At 54.8% G+C, this 17,734-nt stretch carries 9 protein-coding genes; 3 read left to right on the top strand and 6 right to left on the bottom strand.

The annotated features are described in order from the left end of the window. Window positions 1-99: 99 nt before the first annotated feature. The gene (locus EB241_RS02610) at window positions 100-1,140 is read left to right on the top strand and encodes an NADP(H)-dependent aldo-keto reductase (RefSeq protein WP_124231642.1); all 1,041 of its coding nucleotides are present in this window, start codon (window positions 100-102) and stop codon (window positions 1,138-1,140) included. Window positions 1,141-1,239: 99 nt separating this feature from the next. Here EB241_RS02610 and lplT read toward each other — a convergent pair whose 3' ends face one another. The 6 genes from lplT to EB241_RS02640 all read right to left on the bottom strand — a co-directional run bounded on the left by lplT (window position 1,240) and on the right by EB241_RS02640 (window position 13,720). After that, window positions 1,240-2,445, bottom strand: a complete 1,206-nt coding sequence (gene lplT / locus EB241_RS02615; protein WP_124231643.1) for a lysophospholipid transporter LplT — start codon at window positions 2,443-2,445, stop codon at window positions 1,240-1,242. Then, window positions 2,438-4,600 carry a bifunctional acyl-ACP--phospholipid O-acyltransferase/long-chain-fatty-acid--ACP ligase gene (gene aas, locus EB241_RS02620; protein WP_124231644.1) on the bottom strand — a complete coding sequence of 721 codons (2,163 nt, stop codon included), beginning with the start codon at window positions 4,598-4,600 and terminating at the stop codon, window positions 2,438-2,440. The genes lplT and aas overlap by 8 nt, the downstream gene beginning before the upstream one ends. Window positions 4,601-4,791: 191 nt before the next feature. Next, window positions 4,792-6,204: an efflux transporter outer membrane subunit gene (locus EB241_RS02625; RefSeq protein ID WP_124231683.1), complete on the bottom strand. Its 1,413-nt coding sequence runs from the start codon at window positions 6,202-6,204 to the stop codon at window positions 4,792-4,794. Window positions 6,205-6,210: 6 nt separating this feature from the next. Beyond that, a complete protein-coding gene (locus tag EB241_RS02630; RefSeq protein WP_124231645.1) occupies window positions 6,211-9,306 on the bottom strand; it encodes a multidrug efflux RND transporter permease subunit in 3,096 nt (1,031 codons plus the stop codon). Then, window positions 9,303-12,488, bottom strand: a complete 3,186-nt coding sequence (locus EB241_RS02635) for an efflux RND transporter permease subunit (RefSeq protein ID WP_124231646.1) — start codon at window positions 12,486-12,488, stop codon at window positions 9,303-9,305. Before EB241_RS02635 ends, EB241_RS02630 begins: the two co-directional genes overlap by 4 nt. Then, on the bottom strand, window positions 12,485-13,720 hold the full coding sequence (locus EB241_RS02640) for an MdtA/MuxA family multidrug efflux RND transporter periplasmic adaptor subunit (RefSeq protein WP_124231647.1): 1,236 nt from the start codon (window positions 13,718-13,720) through the stop codon (window positions 12,485-12,487). Before EB241_RS02640 ends, EB241_RS02635 begins: the two co-directional genes overlap by 4 nt. 519 nt (window positions 13,721-14,239) lie before the next feature. On the opposite strand from EB241_RS02640, the gene EB241_RS21270 reads away from it, so the two are divergent. Both EB241_RS21270 and EB241_RS02650 read left to right on the top strand, forming a co-directional pair. After that, window positions 14,240-14,644 (top strand): hypothetical protein, encoded by a 405-nt coding sequence (locus EB241_RS21270; protein ID WP_233592518.1) that lies wholly within the window; start codon window positions 14,240-14,242, stop codon window positions 14,642-14,644. 242 nt (window positions 14,645-14,886) lie between these two features. Continuing rightward, window positions 14,887-17,734, top strand: a 2,848-nt coding sequence (locus tag EB241_RS02650; RefSeq protein ID WP_199737292.1) for an Ig-like domain-containing protein, incomplete at its 3' end; no start/stop codon positions are given.

Below are 17,734 nucleotides of genomic sequence, written 5' to 3' on the forward strand. Positions count from 1 at the left end.
TCCTGCCATCGACGGTTATAGTCAAATGTCGGATCTGGTCGCTCTTAAGCTGGCTGTCAGCTTTCACACTTTTTAATAATGAAAAAAGGAAGTCGGCAAATGCACTATCATCGTATCCCCCACAGTACGCTCGAAGTCAGTAGCCTGGGGTTGGGCACCATGACGTTTGGTGAGCAAAACAGCGAAGCCGACGCCCATGCCCAGCTGGATTTGGCACTTCGCTGCGGTATTAACCTTATAGACACCGCTGAAATGTATCCGGTGCCGCCCCGGCCAGAGACGCAGGGCTTAACCGAAACCTATATCGGCAGCTGGCTGAAGGCCAGAGGTAACCGCGAAAAAATTATCCTCGCCTCTAAAGTGTCGGGACCATCCCGTGGCGCTGATGCTGCAATTCGTCCAGGCCAGGCACTGGATCGCAGGAATATCCGTGAGGCACTTGATGCCAGCCTGAAACGCCTGAACACAGATTACCTCGATCTTTACCAGCTTCACTGGCCACAGCGCCAGACCAACTGCTTCGGCAAACTGAATTACACCTGGAGCGACAGCAGCGTTCCCGTCACCCTGCTGGAGACGCTGGAAGCCCTGAATGAGCAGGTACGGGCAGGTAAAATCCGCTATATCGGCGTATCGAACGAAACGCCGTGGGGGGTAATGCGCTATCTGCAACTGGCGGAAAAACATGAGCTGCCGCGCATCGTCACTATTCAGAACCCGTACAGCCTGCTTAACCGCAGTTTTGAAGTTGGGCTGTCAGAAATCAGCCAGTTTGAAGGTGTTGAGCTGCTGGCCTATTCCAGCCTGGCATTCGGTACGCTGAGCGGTAAATACCTGCATGGTGCCACACCGGCTGGAGCACGTAACACGCTGTTCAGCCGTTTTACCCGCTACAGTGGCGAGCAGTCTCAACTGGCGATTGCGGAATACGTCACGCTGGCGAAGCAACACGGGCTTGATCCTTCACAGATGGCGCTGGCCTTTGTTCGCCAGCAACCCTTTGTCGCCAGCACCCTGCTCGGAGCAACCACTCTGGAACAGTTACAGACCAACATTGACAGCTACCACCTGACGCTCGACGAGGAAGTCTTGCAGAAGCTGGAGGCCATTCATCAACGCCATACTTTCCCTGCGCCATAAAGTGGTATGGCGGTAAGTAATAAAGCCGGAGTCATCGCTCCGGCTTTGTTAAACCGCAGTCCGCGACCGCCATCATCAGGCACAGGGGCAATCCCGCCGTCAGCGTGGTTTTTGTTTCGCTTTCCACTGCCAGCCCCACAGCAGCGCTATCGCAAGCGCGAATAACGCGCCAAAACCGATGCCGGTGGCCACCGCCGTCGCGCCCAGCCTGATCGCCAGCGAATAAAGTCCCAGCATGAACAGCATCGCGGTGTTTTCACCAAGGTTCTGGACCGCAATCGCATTGCCTGCGCCAACGCTTTCTTTACCACGAACCTGTAAAAGCGCGTTGAGCGGCACCACAAAAAAGCCTCCCAGTGCGCCAATGGCAATCAACAGACCATAAGCACCCGCCGCCGTGTGTTGCAGTGAGAAACAGACTACCGCCACACCGATCAGCATTCCCGCAGGCATACAGCGGCCAATGGTTTTCAGCGTCACCAGCTTCGCAGCGGCAGCCGCGCCAATAACGATGCCAATGGCGACCATCGCATTCAGCAACGTAGGGGTTTTGTTGTCAGCGATCCCCAGCGCCACCGGCACCCACAGCACCAGCAGAAAACGTAGCGTCACACCGGCCCCCCAGAACAGGCTGGTGCCCATCAGCGAAAAGCGGGTCTGACCGTCCCGCCACAGTACGCCACAGGCACGAAAGAAACTGGATGACATCTGTAACGGATGCCATGTTTGCCCAGGGCGCGCCGCTGCCAGCGAGGGGATCAGCACATTGGCCATCACCGCCAGTCCATAGGAAATAACACAGACCACCAGCGCGGCCAGCAGATTCCAGTCCGCCAGTAAGCCACCAGCAACAGAGCCAGCCAGAATGGCGGCAATGGTGGAAGACTCCATCAGGCCATTGGCTTTCACCAGGGTGTTGCCATCTGAAATCTCGCCCAGAATGCCATATTTCGCCGGTGAGTAAGCCGCCGCACCCACCCCCACCAGACCGTAGCCAAGAAACGGATTGAAGCCGAAGCAAATAACCAGCGCCCCAAACAACTTCAGCCCATTGGCGAACATCATTACCCGACCTTTGGCAAAGCTGTCGGCAATCTGTCCGACAAACGGTGCCAGAATAATGTAGGTCGCCACAAACACCATCTGCAAAACCGGCTGGCTCCAGTCCGGCCATACCTGCTGTTTCAATACGGCAAGCGTGGCGAACAGCAGGGCATTGTCGCCAAAGGCCGAGAGAAACTGGGCGGTGACCACCGCCATCATACTCCGTGACAGCAGCCTCTCGCCGCTAACAACATTATGCATCGTTCTGATTCTCCGGCTGTTCAGCCATGCTTTTCAGTTTGACAAAATCGGGCTTGCCGCTGCCCAGCAACGGCAACTGTTTCAGGAAACGGATATCACGCGGCACGGCCAGTTCCGGGCAGCCAAGCTTCCGGGCAGCCCGCTGTAGAGCATCCCGTGCCAGTGTCGCGTCAGTGGTAAACAGCACCAGCGCTTCACCGCGCTGACCATCGGGCTTCACGACAGCAGCATGTTGTTTCTCCGGGGACGCTTCCAGCGCAATCTTCTCCACCGTTTCCAGCGAGATCATTTCACCGGCCATTTTTGCGAAACGCTTTACCCTCCCCTGGATCTGACAAAACCCCTGGGTATCAACGCTGACAATATCGCCGGTGTCGTACCACCCGGCGTCACTGCGGCCTTCACCGTTGTCCGCCTCCGGCGCTTCCAGTACGCCAGGATTGTCGACACGCAGGTAGCCTTTCATGATATTGGGACCACAAAGTTGCAGCCGCCCTCCCTGCTCTATGCCCGGCACGGCGATCAGCCGGAAATCCATCCCCGGCAGGATACGGCCAACGGTGTTGTTTTTTGCCGCCATCGGGACATTAATTGCCACCACCGGCGCACATTCCGTTACGCCGTAGCCTTCCAGAATGCGAATACCAAACCGATCCATCCAGGCCTGTCGGGTGGCGTCCTGAAGTTTTTCCGCCCCCGCGACCACATAGCGCAAACGGAAAAAATCGTATGGACTGGCATAGCGGGCGTAGTTAGCCAGAAAGGTGGAGGTGCCGAACAGCACCGTACAGCTCCGGTCGTAGACCAGCTCAGGCACAATGCGGTAATGCAGTGGGCTGGGATAGAGAAACACCTGCGCCCCGGTCATCAGCGGGGTGAACAGTCCTACGGTCAGACCAAAGGCATGGAACAGTGGCAGGGCTGACATAAAACGATCGCGCGGAGTAAAGTCAGCCACCGTGCGGATCTGTTCGACGTTTGCCAACAGGCTTTTATGCGAATGCACCACCCCTTTTGGATGGCCTTCTGAACCCGAGGTAAACAGCACCATCGCCGCCTCTTCCGGCTGCTGCGCAACGGCGGCCTGCAGCGGAAAAGCCAGCCTGCTCAGCACCCACAGCTTATCACCCAGCGTGACGGTATCTTTCAGATCTTCAAGGAAAACCCATTTTACCTGGCTTACCCCTTCCGGCAGGTGCCACAGCTTACCTTTGTCGAGGAACTGCCGTGAGGTGAAAACCGTTTTCAGGCCGGTCGCCATCGCCGCACTGCTGATGCCATTCACGCCGGCCGTATAGTTCAGCATCGCAGGGATGCGTCCGCGCATTGATGCGCCCAGAATCGCCGCCGCCGTCACCGTGGCATTGGGCAGCAGTAAACCAATATACTCACCGGGGGCCGTGTAACGTTCCAGAATGCGCCCCACGCCAAGGGATTTTTTCAGTAATCCGCTGTAGCTGTCCACGGCAAAACTGACATCCTCTATGCAGGGTTTGAACCAGCCATAGCGCGTGCGTGCAGCCAGAAACGCCTGATACAGCGTCTCGCGCGGACGTACTGCCATGCGGGCTTCCATCATAATATGATGCAGGTGTTCTCCCGCCAGTTTGCGCCGTTCGCGCGCGCTGTTCGCTTCCGGCATCGGCAGCGTGGTGGCTGGCAGCACCGTCAGGGTGATACGGGGAAACAGACGACGTTTACACACGCCGGCAAGTCGGCCAAAGAGTGAAAACTCCGCGCCCTCAATTCTCAGAGGGATAACCGTCGCCTGCGATTTGGCCGCCACAAACCCCGCACCATCGTATATTTTCATCAGCGCCCCGGTCACGGTGATTCGCCCTTCAGGGAAAATCACCACCGGACGTCCCTGCCCGATCATCTTTACAAGATATTTCACCGACATCGGTCTGGTCGGATCGAGGGGAACAAAGTCAATCAGCTTGCTCAGGCAACGCATATACCACTGCCTGCTGACCGAAGAATACACGGCAAAAACCGGTTTCACCGGCAGGAAAACCGCCAGTAAGATACCGTCGAGAAAAGACATATGATTGGGGACGATCAGGACTTTTTCTTTTGATAAACCCGACAGGTCACCGTTCAGGTGGGTGCGAAAACAGAGTCTGAACAACAGACGAAGAAAAGAAAAAAGCATGCCAACTCCATGAGCTTAAAAAAGTTGGCTATAACGATGCAGGATAGCAGGGGATAACTCAATGCACGGCAACGAAAAATGTAACGTTCGCCGCCAGTGCGGGACAAAAACTGGCGGCGTGTCACGCAGCGTAATCTTCTGTTGACAGGCCTTCCTGCGCTGGCTGACGCTGATTCAGGTATTAAACCAGGTTACTTCGGCAGGTTTTCCCCCTGCCAGCCGCCGCCCAGCGCGGCGATCAACTGGACGCTGGCTACCCATTGCGTACTTTGTAACGACAACAGGCTCTGCTGCGCACTGAGGCTGGTGTTTTCGGTTGTCGCCACGTCGAGATAATCAATCATGCCCGCCTGGTACTGATTGTAAGTGACGCGGGCAGACTCTTTCGCTGCGTCAGTCGCCCGCTGCTGCGCCAGCATCTCCTCCTGCAGGGTGTGTAGCTCAACCAGATAGTTTTCCACTTCCTGGAAGCCGGTCAGTACCGCCTGCCGATAGCTGGCCACATCCGCATCATAACTGGCCCTGGCCTGAGCCACTTTGGAGGAGGTTGCGCCAAAATCCAGAAGCGTACCGCTCAGCTCCGGTCCCAGCGACCAGACGCGATTAGGCAGAGAGAGAAGGTTATGGAACGACGAGCTGGTATAACCCCCGGAAGCACTTAGCGTAAGGTCGGGAAAATACCCGGCGATAGCCACGCCAACTGCCGCATTGGCGGCGGCAACATTACGCTCCGCATAGGCGATATCCGGTCGGCGTTGCAGCAGTTCAGACGGCACCGACTGCGGGATCGCGGGCAGCGTAGCGTCAAGCTTCGCCGCTGGCAGACTGAACTCTGCCGGGGTTTTGCCAATCAGCATGGCAATAGCATGTTCGGTTTGCGCTCGCTGCCAGCTCAAATCCAGCGCCGATGCACGGGCGCTCTCCAGCTGCGCCTGCGCCTGTGCCAGGGTAGCGCGGGATTCGCTGCCCGCCTGATATTTGTTGTTGATGACGTTCAGATAACGCTGATAGGCATCCACACTCTGCTGATACAGCGCAATTTGCTGATCCATAATCCGCAGCTGGAAATAGTCCTGCGCCAGTTCAGACTGCGCACTCAGGGTAATATTGGCCAGCTCGGCCGCGCTGGCCTGCGCGCTGGCGTTGTTCTCTTCGAGGGTACGTCGGAGCTTGCCCCATAAATCCAGCTCCCAGCTGGCACTGGCCTGCAACGAATGACTGTTACTGGTGGTACGTTGCCCGCTGGCAGTACTGGCCGTTGTACCACTGCGTGTTGAGGAGCCACTCCAGGTAGCGCTGGGGAACAGATCGGAGCGCGACTCCCCCACCAGCGCCTTTGCCTGGCGATATTGTGCTTCATACTGCGCAACGTTCTGGTTAGACACCGCCACCTGACGCAGTAATGAGGAAAGCGTGTGGTCATGGTAAACCGCCCACCACTCGCCTTTATTCTGACCGTCCTGCGGCTGTGCCTGACGCCAGCCTTTGGCCTCTTTGTACTGAGCAGGGACGCTGGCGGTTGGGCGCTGATAATCGGGGCCGACGGCGCAACCGCTTAACAACAGCGCCAGTAAAACAGGAGTGAGTTTGTTCGTTGTTTTCATCATCGTTTAATGGCTACGCAATCTGGCCCACTGCCGTCTGGTGGCACGGCTGGCGCGATCAAGGTAAAGGTAAACCACCGGAGTGGTGAACAAAGTTAACAGCTGGCTCAACGCCAGACCACCGGCAATCGCCAGCCCCAGCGGGCTGCGCAAATCAGCATCGCCACCGCTGCCCAGCGCCAGCGGCAGCGCACCGAAGAACGCGGCCAGCGTGGTCATCATAATCGGCCGGAAACGCATCAGACAGGCCTGGGTAATCGCCTGCTGTGGCGTCATTCCCTGCTGACGTTCTGCGGCCAGCGCAAAGTCGATCATCATAATGGCATTTTTCTTGACGATACCGATCAAAAGTAAAATGCCGATCAGCGCGATAACCGTCAGTTGCGTATCGGTCAGCAACAGCAACAGCAGTGCGCCGACGCCCGCCGAAGGCAGCGTGGAGAGAATAGTCAGCGGATGGATATAACTTTCATACAGCATCCCCAGCACGATATAGACCGCCGCCAACGCCGCCAGGATCAACCACGGCATTGACGCCGCCAACGCCGCATAGGCTTTGGCAGTTCCCTGGAATCCGGCCTGGATGGTATCGGGCAGCGCAATTTTTGCCATGGCGGTTTTGATCAACGCCGTGGCCTGTTCCAGTGAGACACCATCGGCCAGATTGAAGGCGATGGTACTGGTAGCAGACTGCCCCTGGTGGGCGACCGACAGCGGCGCGTTACCGCCGCTAAACGACGCAAACGCCGAAAGTGGGATTTGGTCGCCGGAATCATTCACCACAAACAGCTTATTCAACATCTCAGGGTCACGGGTGTAGGCATCCTGCAACGACATCACCACATGATACTGATTGAGCGTTTTATACACCGTGGCCACCTGACGCTGGGCGAAAGCGTTATTCAGCATCGTATCCAGCATACTGACGTTAACACCAAGCCGTGTGGCGCGGTCACGATCAATATTGATCATCACCTCCTGACCGCCCGTCTGAGAATCTGAGTCAACGCTGGTCAGTTGCGGAATGGCTTCCAGCGCCGCTTTTACTTTCGGCGTCCAGATGCGCAATGTGTCGAGGTCGTCGGCCTGGAGACTGTACTGATAGCTGGCGTTGGCGCTACGGCCCCCCATGCGAATATCCTGCGCCGCCATCATGAACAGCTCCACGCCGGGGATGTTTTCCGTTTTGCCGCTCAACCGGTTGGCCACTTCTGTCGCCGTGGCGTCACGCTTGTCAAAATCTTTCAGATGCACAAAGAAATTGGCGCTGTTGCGCGAGCCAAACATACCGCTGCCCATAGAGGCCATCACCCCATCCACCGCCGGGTCCTGCTGGATAATCCGGGCAAACTGCTTAAGCTTCGGCTCCATTGCCTGGAAGGAGATATTTTGATCGGCCCGCAACGCGCCCATCAACAGGCCGGTATCCTGATTGGGGAAAAAACCTTTTTGCACTACCGAATAGAGGAACACGTTCAGGATAACCGTTAGCACCAGCGTCAACAGCGTTAACCGCTGATGACGCAACACCCAGTTCAGCCCTTTCGCATAGGCGGCCAACAGCCGGTTCAATCCATTCTCAATCCACTGATACAAAGGATGTGGACGCACGGTCACTTTTGGTCTGGGCTTCAGCAGCCTGGCACACAGCATCGGCGTCAGACTGAGGGAAACCAGCATTGAGATAACCAGCGATACGGTCAGCGTAATGGCAAATTCGCGAAACAGGCGTCCAACAATACTGCCCATTAGCAGGATGGGAATGAACACCGCCACCAGCGACAACGTCATCGACAGTACGGTAAAGCTGACTTCCTGTGCTCCCTTCAGTGAAGCCCGCAGAGGACTCAGTCCCTCTTCGATGTAGCGGGTAATGTTCTCCAACACCACAATGGCGTCATCCACCACAAAACCGGTGGCAATAATCAGCGCCATCAGCGACAGGTTATCCAGGCTATAGTCCAGCAGATACATCACCGCACAGGTGCCAATCAACGAGACCGGCAGCGCCAACGCGGGGATGATCACCGCCTGTAAATTACGCAGGAAAACAAACACCACGCCAATCACCAGTATCATGGCGATCAGCAGGGTTTCTTCGGTGTCATACAGCGAAGCGCGCACGGTGGGGGAACGGTCCACCACAATCTGCAATTTGACATCAGCGGGGAGATCCTTTGCCAGCTCCGGTAGCTGTGCTTTAACCGCATCAATGGTTTGCAGCATATTGGCGCCGGCCTGCCGGGTTACGCCCAGCATCACCGCCGGCATTCCGTTGTAGTAACCAACGTTGTATTTGTCCTCCACTGAGTCATACACCGTCGCCACATCACTGAGACGAATGGCTTTACCGTCCTGATAGCTTACTATCAGGTTGCGGTACTGGCTGGCCTGATCCAGCTGACCATTACTGTCCACCACCCACGATTGCTTACTGCCCTGTAAAATCCCTTTAGGCAGATTGGTGGTGCTGTTGGCAATCGCTTCACGCACTTTGTCCAGCGAGACACCAAAATGGGTCAGCATTTGCGGTTGCAGGTCGATTCTTACCGCCGGTAAGGCGCTGCCCATCAGCGAAACGTCCCCCACCCCTTTGACCTGAGCGATTTTTTGGTCAATTTTGCTCTCGGCCAGATCGTACAGATAGCCCTTCGAGCGCGTTTTGGACGTCAGCGCCAGCATCACGATCGGCGCATCGGCCGGATTCGCTTTGCGGTAGGTCGGCAGTGACGCCATGCTGCTTGGCAACAGGCTGCGGGCCGCGTTGATCGCCGCCTGTACGTCTCGCGCTGCACCGTTAATGTCACGACTGAGATCGAACTGCAAAATAATGGTGCTCGATCCCTGCGAGCTGCTGGAGGTCATTTCGGTGATGCCGGCAATCTGCCCCAGCGATCGTTCCAGCGGCGTCGCGACCGTCGCCGCCATGGTTTCCGGGCTGGCGCCAGCCAGACTGGCGCTGACCATAATGGTAGGAAAATCCACCTGTGGCAGCGGGGCAACGGGCAACAAACGGTAGCCAAGCGCCCCCAGCAGCAACAGGGCCAGCGTCAGCAATAGCGTGGCGACAGGCCGGAAGATAAACAGACGGCTGATATTCATCCGCGCGCCCTGCGTATCCGGCGACGCCCGCGTTCCGCCAGACGGTCAAACCACAGATAGATAACCGGCGTCGAGAACAGCGTCAGTACCTGACTGAAGATCAGTCCGCCTACAATTACCAGCCCCAGCGGCTGACGCAGTTCCGCACCGGAACCGGATGCCAGCATCAGCGGCAGCGCGCCAAGCAGCGCCGCCATGGTGGTCATCAGAATCGGCCGGAAACGCAGCAGGCAGGCCTGATGTATCGCCTCTCTGGGACTAAGACGCTGCGTTTTTTCCGCTTCCAACGCAAAATCGATCATCATAATCGCGTTCTTTTTGACGATGCCAATCAGCAGGATCACCCCTATCAGCGCAATCAGACTGAATTCGCTGCCTGCCAGTAGCAGGGTCAGCAGTGCCCCTACTGCCGCCGACGGCAGCGTCGACAGAATAGTGACCGGATGAATAAAGCTTTCGTACAGTATGCCCAGTACCACGTACATGGTCATTAACGCCGCGAGGATAAGCCACAGCGTGTTGCTGGTGGCACTCTGAAACGCCTCGGTTTCCCCCTGATAGCGCAAGGTGATGCTGGAAGGCATATCAAGACCTTGTCGGACGTCGGCTATGGCTTTTTGCGCATCTTCCAGTGAATAGCCATCACTGAGGTTGAAAGAGAGAGTAACCGCCGGGAACTGGTTCAGGCGCATATGCACCAGCGAACCGATCCGCTGGTGGATGGTGGCAACAGAAGTCAGTCTCACCATGCCGGTGCTGCTGGTGGAGGTACTGCCGGTATCTGTGGTTGTGCTACCTGAGGCAGATGACGTCGATGATGTGGAAGAGGACGCTGTGCTGTCGGACGATGTTGATGACGCCGCCAGCCAGATATCATCAAACGAGGCTGGCGACTGCTGAAATTTCGGCGCCACTTCCAGCACTACCCGGTACTGATTTGCCTGAGTAAAAATGGTGGAGATCAGGCGCTGGCCAAACGCGTTGTACAACGCGGTATCCACATCCGAGGCGGTGATACCGAAACGGGCCGCGGCATCGCGGTTCAGCTCGACATAAGCCACCTGCCCCTGATCCTGAAGATTGCTGACCACCGAGCTGAACTCCGGGCGCTTTTGCAGCGCCGCGACCAGCTGCGGCGACCAGCTGGCCAGCTTTTCACTGTCGGCATCGTCGAGCGAAAACTGATACTGGTCCGGCGTCACCTGGTCGTTCACCGTTAAATCCTGAGCCGCCTGCATATGCAGCTGAATACCCGGCACATTTTTCGTTGCCTCTTGCAACGCGGTAATAACCTTGTCAGCACGCCTGTCGCGCTGATCAAAGGGTTTAAGATTAATTTGCAGGCGACCACTGTTAAGACTGGTGTTGGTACCATCGATACCAATGGTTGATGAAAGACTTTCCACGGCCGGATCCCGCAACACGATCTCAGCCAGCTGCTGCTGACGCTTCGCCATTTCGCCAAACGAAACGTCCTGCGACGCGATGGTCACCCCCTGGATCAGCCCGGTATCCTGCGTTGGGAAAAAACCTTTGGGTATCACCAGATACAGCACCGCGGTGAGCACCAGAGTTGCCAGCGCCACCAGCAGGGTTAATGGCTGATGGTTGAGCACAACGGTCAGTAAACGGTCATAGCCAGCGACCAGCCTGTCGAAGAACTGGCCGCCTTTACGATAAAATCGGCTTTGACGTTCTTCCGGGATATGGCGCAGCAGATAAGCGCAGAGCATGGGCGTGAGCGTCAACGACACCAGCATGGAAACCAGAATCGATACCGCCAGAGTGATGGCAAACTCACGGAACAGGCGGCCCACCACATCGCCCATAAACAGCAGCGGGATCAGCACGGCAATCAGTGAAAAGGTCAGCGAGATAATGGTGAAGCCAATCTGTGCCGAGCCTTTCAGCGCGGCCTCCATTGGCGTTTCACCCTGTTCAAGCCGCCGGGAGATGTTCTCCACCACCACGATAGCATCGTCAATCACAAATCCGGTGGCGATGGTCAGCGCCATCAGTGACAGATTATTCAGACTGAACCCCGCCAGATACATTACCCCAAAGGTGCCTACCAGCGACAACGGCACGGCAACGCTTGGGATCAGGGTGGCGGCGATATTACGCAAAAACAGGAAAGTCACCATCACCACCAGCGCAATCGACAGCATCAGCTCAAACTGCACATCGCTGATCGACGAACGAATGGTCTGGGTGCGGTCAGACAGGATCTGCACTTTTACGCCATCCGGCAGCGCCGCCTGGAGCGTGGGCAACTGTGCCTTGATACCGTCCACCACGGAAATGACATTCGCACCGGGCTGACGCTGCACGCTGATGATAATCGCCGGACTGCGATTGGCCCACGCCGACTGCCAGGTGTTTTCCGGTGCCTGCTCAATATGGGCAATATCATGCAGCCGAAGCGCCGCACCGTTTTTGTAAGTCAGGATCAGATTGCCGTACTCTTCGGCAGTACGCAGCTGATCGTTGGCATCAATGGTGACCGAATGGTACTTGCCATCAAATCCCCCTTTCGAACCGTTCACATTACTATTGCTGACCAGCGTATTGATATCTTCAAGCGTCAACCCACGTGCGGCCAGCGCTTTGGGATCTACCTGAATACGGATAGCGGGCTGATGGCCGCCCGCCAGCGTGACCATGCCGACGCCGGAAATCTGCGACAGTTTCAGCGCGATGCGGGTGTTCACCAAATCCTGTACGCGGGTCAACGGCAGCGTGGAAGAGGTGGCAGCAAGGGTAATCACCGCCGTATCCGCCGGGTTGACCTTTTTGTAGGTCGGCGGGTTGGGTAAATCGCTGGGCAGCAGATTATTTGCCGCATTTATGGCTGCCTGCACTTCCTGTTCAGCCACATCCAGCGACAGATCGAGGGAAAATTTCAGCGTAATGACCGATGTGCCACTGGCACTGCTGGATGCCATCTGACTCAGGCCAGACATCTGTCCAAGCTGACGTTCCAGCGGTGCCGTAACCGATGATGCCATAACGTCCGGGCTGGCCCCCGGATACAGCGTGGTCACCTGGATTGTGGGATAATCCACCTGCGGCAGTGCCGAGGTGGAAAGGTAGCGGTAGGCAAAGATGCCGGAGATCAGCACGCCGATCATCAGCAAAATAGTGGCGACCGGGCGCGCGATAAAAATGCGTGAAGGATTCATTGCGCTTTCGCGCTCCCGCTGGCCGCCTGGCTCTGTTCTGTGGTCACAACCGACACCTCTGCGCCATCACTCAGGCGGTCGATACCTTCTGTCACCACCTGTTCACCCGCGCTCACGCCTTCGGTGATCGCCTGCTGCGTATCACCCAGTGCCGGGCCGGTTTTCACCGCTTTACGGGTTACGGTATGGTCTTTGTTGATGACGTAGACAAAACTGCCGTCGCTGCTGAGTTGTAGCGCCTGGGCCGGGATAACCGTCGCCTGTTTCAGCGTGCCGGTTTGCAGTCGCAGATTAACAAACTGGTTTGGGTAAAGCGCCTCATCCTGGTTATCAAACAGCGCTTTCAGTTCCACCGAACCGGTGCTGGTATCAATCTGGTTGCTGATAAACTGCACCTTGCCGGAAGCCAGTAGCTTACTGCCATCCTGATCGAACGCGGCGGCAGGCAGGCTTTGTCCGTTATGCAACGCACTGACCAGAGTGGGAATATTGCTCTGCGGCACGCTGAAAGTAACCGCAGCTGGCTGGGTTTGGGTGATAGTCACAATGCCGGTGGTATCGGTGGAGTTAACCATATTTCCGGCATCCACCAGTCGCAGACCGGCACGGCCGGAAATGGGCGAGGTGATGCGGGCAAAGTTGATGTTCAGTCTGGCAGCGGCGATCTGCGCCTGATCGGCCTTAATTGCCCCACTGTATTGCCCCACGGTGGCGATCTGGCTGTCCAGATCCTGACGGGATAAAGAATCCTGAGCAAATAATTTACGGTAGCGGGCCAGCGTCAATTCAGCGCTTTTCAGCAGCGCCTGATTCTGATTCAGGCTGCCCTGATACTGCGCCAGCGTAGCCTCATAGCTACGCGGATCGATTTGCGCCAGCAGCTGACCTTCTTTCACTTTCTGCCCTTCCGTGAAATAAACCTTCATCAGCTGGCCATCCACCCGGCTGGTGACCGTAACGGTGGCATTAGGGCTCACCGTACCCAGCGCCGTCAGATAGACAGGGACATCTGCGGTGGTTACCGTCCCGGCGTGTACCGGTGTCGAATCTGACATCATCATGTCTCCCGGACCGCCCGGCCCCCTTCCACCGTTGGGATGCCGCCCTGGGCCCTGTGGCCCGGTATGGCCATGAGGCCAGAAACGCCAGATCAGCAGCGTAGCGATAATAACCAGGATCAATAAAAAAATTTTTTTACGTAAAGTTGAAGTTTTCGCAGTCATTGAGATCATGAGGCTCTGGTTGAGTCAGGTCAGAAAAGTCAAAAGGCATTATCCACCACCTGAAAAGTGCAGGCCAGCAGATTCAGATCGGCCGTCATTATGGCTGAATTAGCTGATTAATTTCCATCTTCACAACGTAAGAATTCTGTAATAAAATAAGTAAATTCATAATGTTATTTTCTGACATGGCAAGAATTTACTATTTAATAACATTATTTTAAACCACAAACAAAATTATTCTGGATAGGATAGTCTACTACACAGACAGCACTAACCCTAATGCATCCAAAAAAACCTCCATTATCTAATATTTTTTAGATAAATAAAGGATATTAAATAATCTCTTGCTAATAGCCTGCAGAGTACATTCCACCCTGACCAATCAGTACAAACATCTTCCAATCTCAGCGCTCAGCCTTACAATAGAAAGATTACAAATAACAGCAGCTAAATATTGTCAAAAACATTCAGGTATCAACTGAAAACGGGTAGGTGTAACAAACCCAGCCCACACACATGGATCCACAGGTGGAAATAAAAATGATAGCAAAAAGAAAAGTTCTCATACTTATAATGTCGTCACTGCTGGCAGCATGTAGCGCTACGGGAAACAAACCTAGTTCGGTAAAAGCAGATATATCACCCACTAATGAAAAGTTAAAAACGGAAAAAGCAGAAAGCAAGCAGTGTGTTGATAACTTTGACCTACTTAAAAGCTTGAACTATCAAGCATTTACAATGTACAGAGAGCAGTTCGACAAGATTACCTCTTCACACAATTATTACAAAGAAAACGAAGTAATGATGGAACACGACCCCCGGGAATTAATTACGTTAACGCTTAACGATAAATTAAACATGATTTGCGATCGGGTCAAAAGTCAGACTTTTGTTGAAATAAGAAAAAAAATGGTGGCCGTCAGTAAGATCTGACGGCCAATCTAAAAATATTAAACTTAAACACCTTAAATATTTAAGGTGTTATTTATTCCCTTCCCGTTATTCACAAAAAATTCGTCAGTACGGTAACGTCTTCATTAAAATGGATAAATTAAATGCGCGAATTTAGATTCACGAAAGCGATAACATTCCTAATTCTATTTAATTATCTTATAACAATAGTCGTCATGCCGGTTTACGCCTCAGTAAATTCACTCAGTAATCTCGAACAAACCATGGCGGAACTGAGCAGGGAAGCGGCAAACAATATTAAGCCAGGCCCTACTGACGATAAGATCTCACCGGAAAAAGAACAGGAAATCGTGAAGGAGCCTGAAGGCTTTTTCCTTGATAAACATAATATTACCAATGAAAAAAAAGCTGAAGATAGTTCAGTAGCATCCGTAATGACTGATGCCCTGCCGCCCGCAGAAAACGAAAAAAAAGAAAATACCGAGCCATCACTCGTTCCTCTTAATGGTCTGAAACGCCTGTGGCAAATCATGGGATCCGATGAACGTACTAAAGCAGGGATCAATACGATTACCGGCATTGCCAGTGGAGTGGCAAATAATGCTGTCCGTGACTGGCTGGGACAGTCCAGCAACAGTCGGCTTGAGTTTAGCAGTAGCGGTTCGGTTAATACGGACCTGTTGCTTCCACTATGGGAAAACGCTGACAATGTCCTGTTTGGGCAGGCAGGGATCAGGCGAAATGACGAAAGAACAACCTATAACTTAGGTAGCGGATGGCGTCATTTTGTTAACGACCAGTGGATGTTAGGTATCAACGGATTCTGGGATCACGATATTACCGGAAACAACTCTCGTGTCGGTATTGGTCTGGAAAGCTGGCATGATTACCTTAAATTTGCTGCCAACGGCTATTTTCGCCTGACCAACTGGCATCAGTCTCCACTGAGTGCCATGGAAGATTATGATGAACGACCGGCAAACGGCTATGATATTAACTGGCAAAGCTGGATTCCTTTTTATCCTCAACTTGGCGCGGCCCTGAAGTTTGAGAAATATTTTGGCAAAGGCGTCATAGCTGGTAACTCGTCCGGCGTATCGGCACTCAAAGATTCTCCCCATGCGCTGACAACAGGTCTGAACTACACGCCTTTACCGTTACTCACGCTGAGTGTTGGACACAGGAACGGCAGTGTCTCTGAAACCTGGGCTGCCCTTTCACTGAATTACCGCACGGGTCTTTCCTGGAATGAGCAAACTGACAGTCGCTCGGTCGGTGTTATGCGAAGCCTTGCAGGAAGTCGGTACGATTTTGTCGATCGTAATTACAATATCGTGATGCAATACCGTAAACAAAATCTTATTTCTCTCTCCCTTCCAGCCACGCTGACGGTTGAAGCCGCTTCAACCGTCATAATCGAAAGTTCTGTTACCGCAAAATACGGTCTTAAAAACATAAGCTTTAAAGCACCGGAATTACTCGCTGCAGGAGGAAGTCTCTCACCAATTTCAGCGACTGCCGTTGCCGTGACGATCCCCGCCTATCTGAATGACAGTGAGAATGTCTGGCGGCTCACCGCGATTGCCACCGACACACATGGCAACGATTCTGATGAGGCGGAGACATTGCTTCAGGTTATCCGTTCCAGTAACACCGTGGGTTTAACTATGAACTCCATTGGCGATATCATTGCTAATGGGAGTAATGAAGCAACAGCAACTGCATTATTGACCGATAAAAACGGCGCACCGCTAAGTAACATGGCGATCACCTTCTCGCTTTCAGGCCCCGGAAAGCGCTGTATCATTAACGGCTCATCCACCTGCAAAATTACTCTGCAATCTGATACCCAGGGACAGGCAACGATCCGGTTAAGCACGGTCACTGCAGGAAACTACACGTTACTGGCAACAATGGATAACGGTAACAGCGACAGTAAAAACATTCATTTTATTGCCGACATCAGCACCGCTAAAATTAAATCGCTGGAAGTCACGAAAAATAATGTCGTCGCCAACGGCACTGACACAGCAAGCCTGGCTGTTACGGTCACGGATGCCAACGAAAACCTGGTAGCAAATCAGGCCGTATCCCTGACTGCGGCAGCGGATTTGCTTCTGTCTGCCGGCAGCGTGACCACCGGCAGCGACGGCACCGCCACCCTCACCGCCACCAGCAACACCGCGGCCACCCTGACGGTTACCGCCACCGCCAACGGCTCCACCGCCACCGCCGACGTCACCTTTGTCGCCGACCGCAGCACCGCAACGGTTACTTCACTGGAAGCAACACCAGCAAGCAATCTCACCGCTGACGGCAAGACACAATCGGTATTGACCGCCGTAGTTAAGGATGCGCAAAATAACCTTGTCAGCGGCATGACGGTGACCTTTAGTGCCGATAATCAGGCCCAGCTATCTTCCCCGAAAGCAACAACGGACAACAACGGGCAGATCAGCATAACAGTTACCAGCCGCCGTGCAGGTAATTCGGTGTTGAAAGCCACAGTTAACGATTCGACAACCAGTACGACAATCACCTTTGTCGCCGACCGCAGCACCGCCGTGATCGGCTCACTGACCGTCACCACCGACAACGCCACCGCCGACGGTAAGGCTGCTAACGCCCTGCAGGTTACCGTGGTGGATGGCAACGGTAATCCGGTGGCCGATCAGGTGGTTGCCCTGAGCGCCCCGGAAGGACTGACCCTCTCCGCCGCCAGCGTCACCACCGGCAGCGACGGCACCGCCTCACTGACCGCCACCAGCACCACCGCGGCCACCCTGACGGTTACCGCCAAAGCCAACGGTTCGTCTGCCAGCGCGGAGATCACCTTTGTCGCCGACCGCAGCACCGCGGTAATCAGTGCGCTGACCGTCACCACCGACAACGCCACCGCCGACGGTAAGGCTGCTAACGCCCTGCAGGTTACCGTGGTGGATGGCAACGGTAATCCGGTGGCCGATCAGGTGGTTGCCCTGAGCGCCGCGGAAGGACTGACCCTCTCCGCCGCCAGCGTCACCACCGGCAGCGACGGCACCGCCTCACTGACCGCCACCAGCACCACTGCGGCCACCCTGACGGTTACCGCCAAAGCCAACGGTTCGTCTG

This window comes from Erwinia psidii (assembly GCF_003846135.1).
Classification (GTDB): domain Bacteria; phylum Pseudomonadota; class Gammaproteobacteria; order Enterobacterales; family Enterobacteriaceae; genus Erwinia; species Erwinia psidii.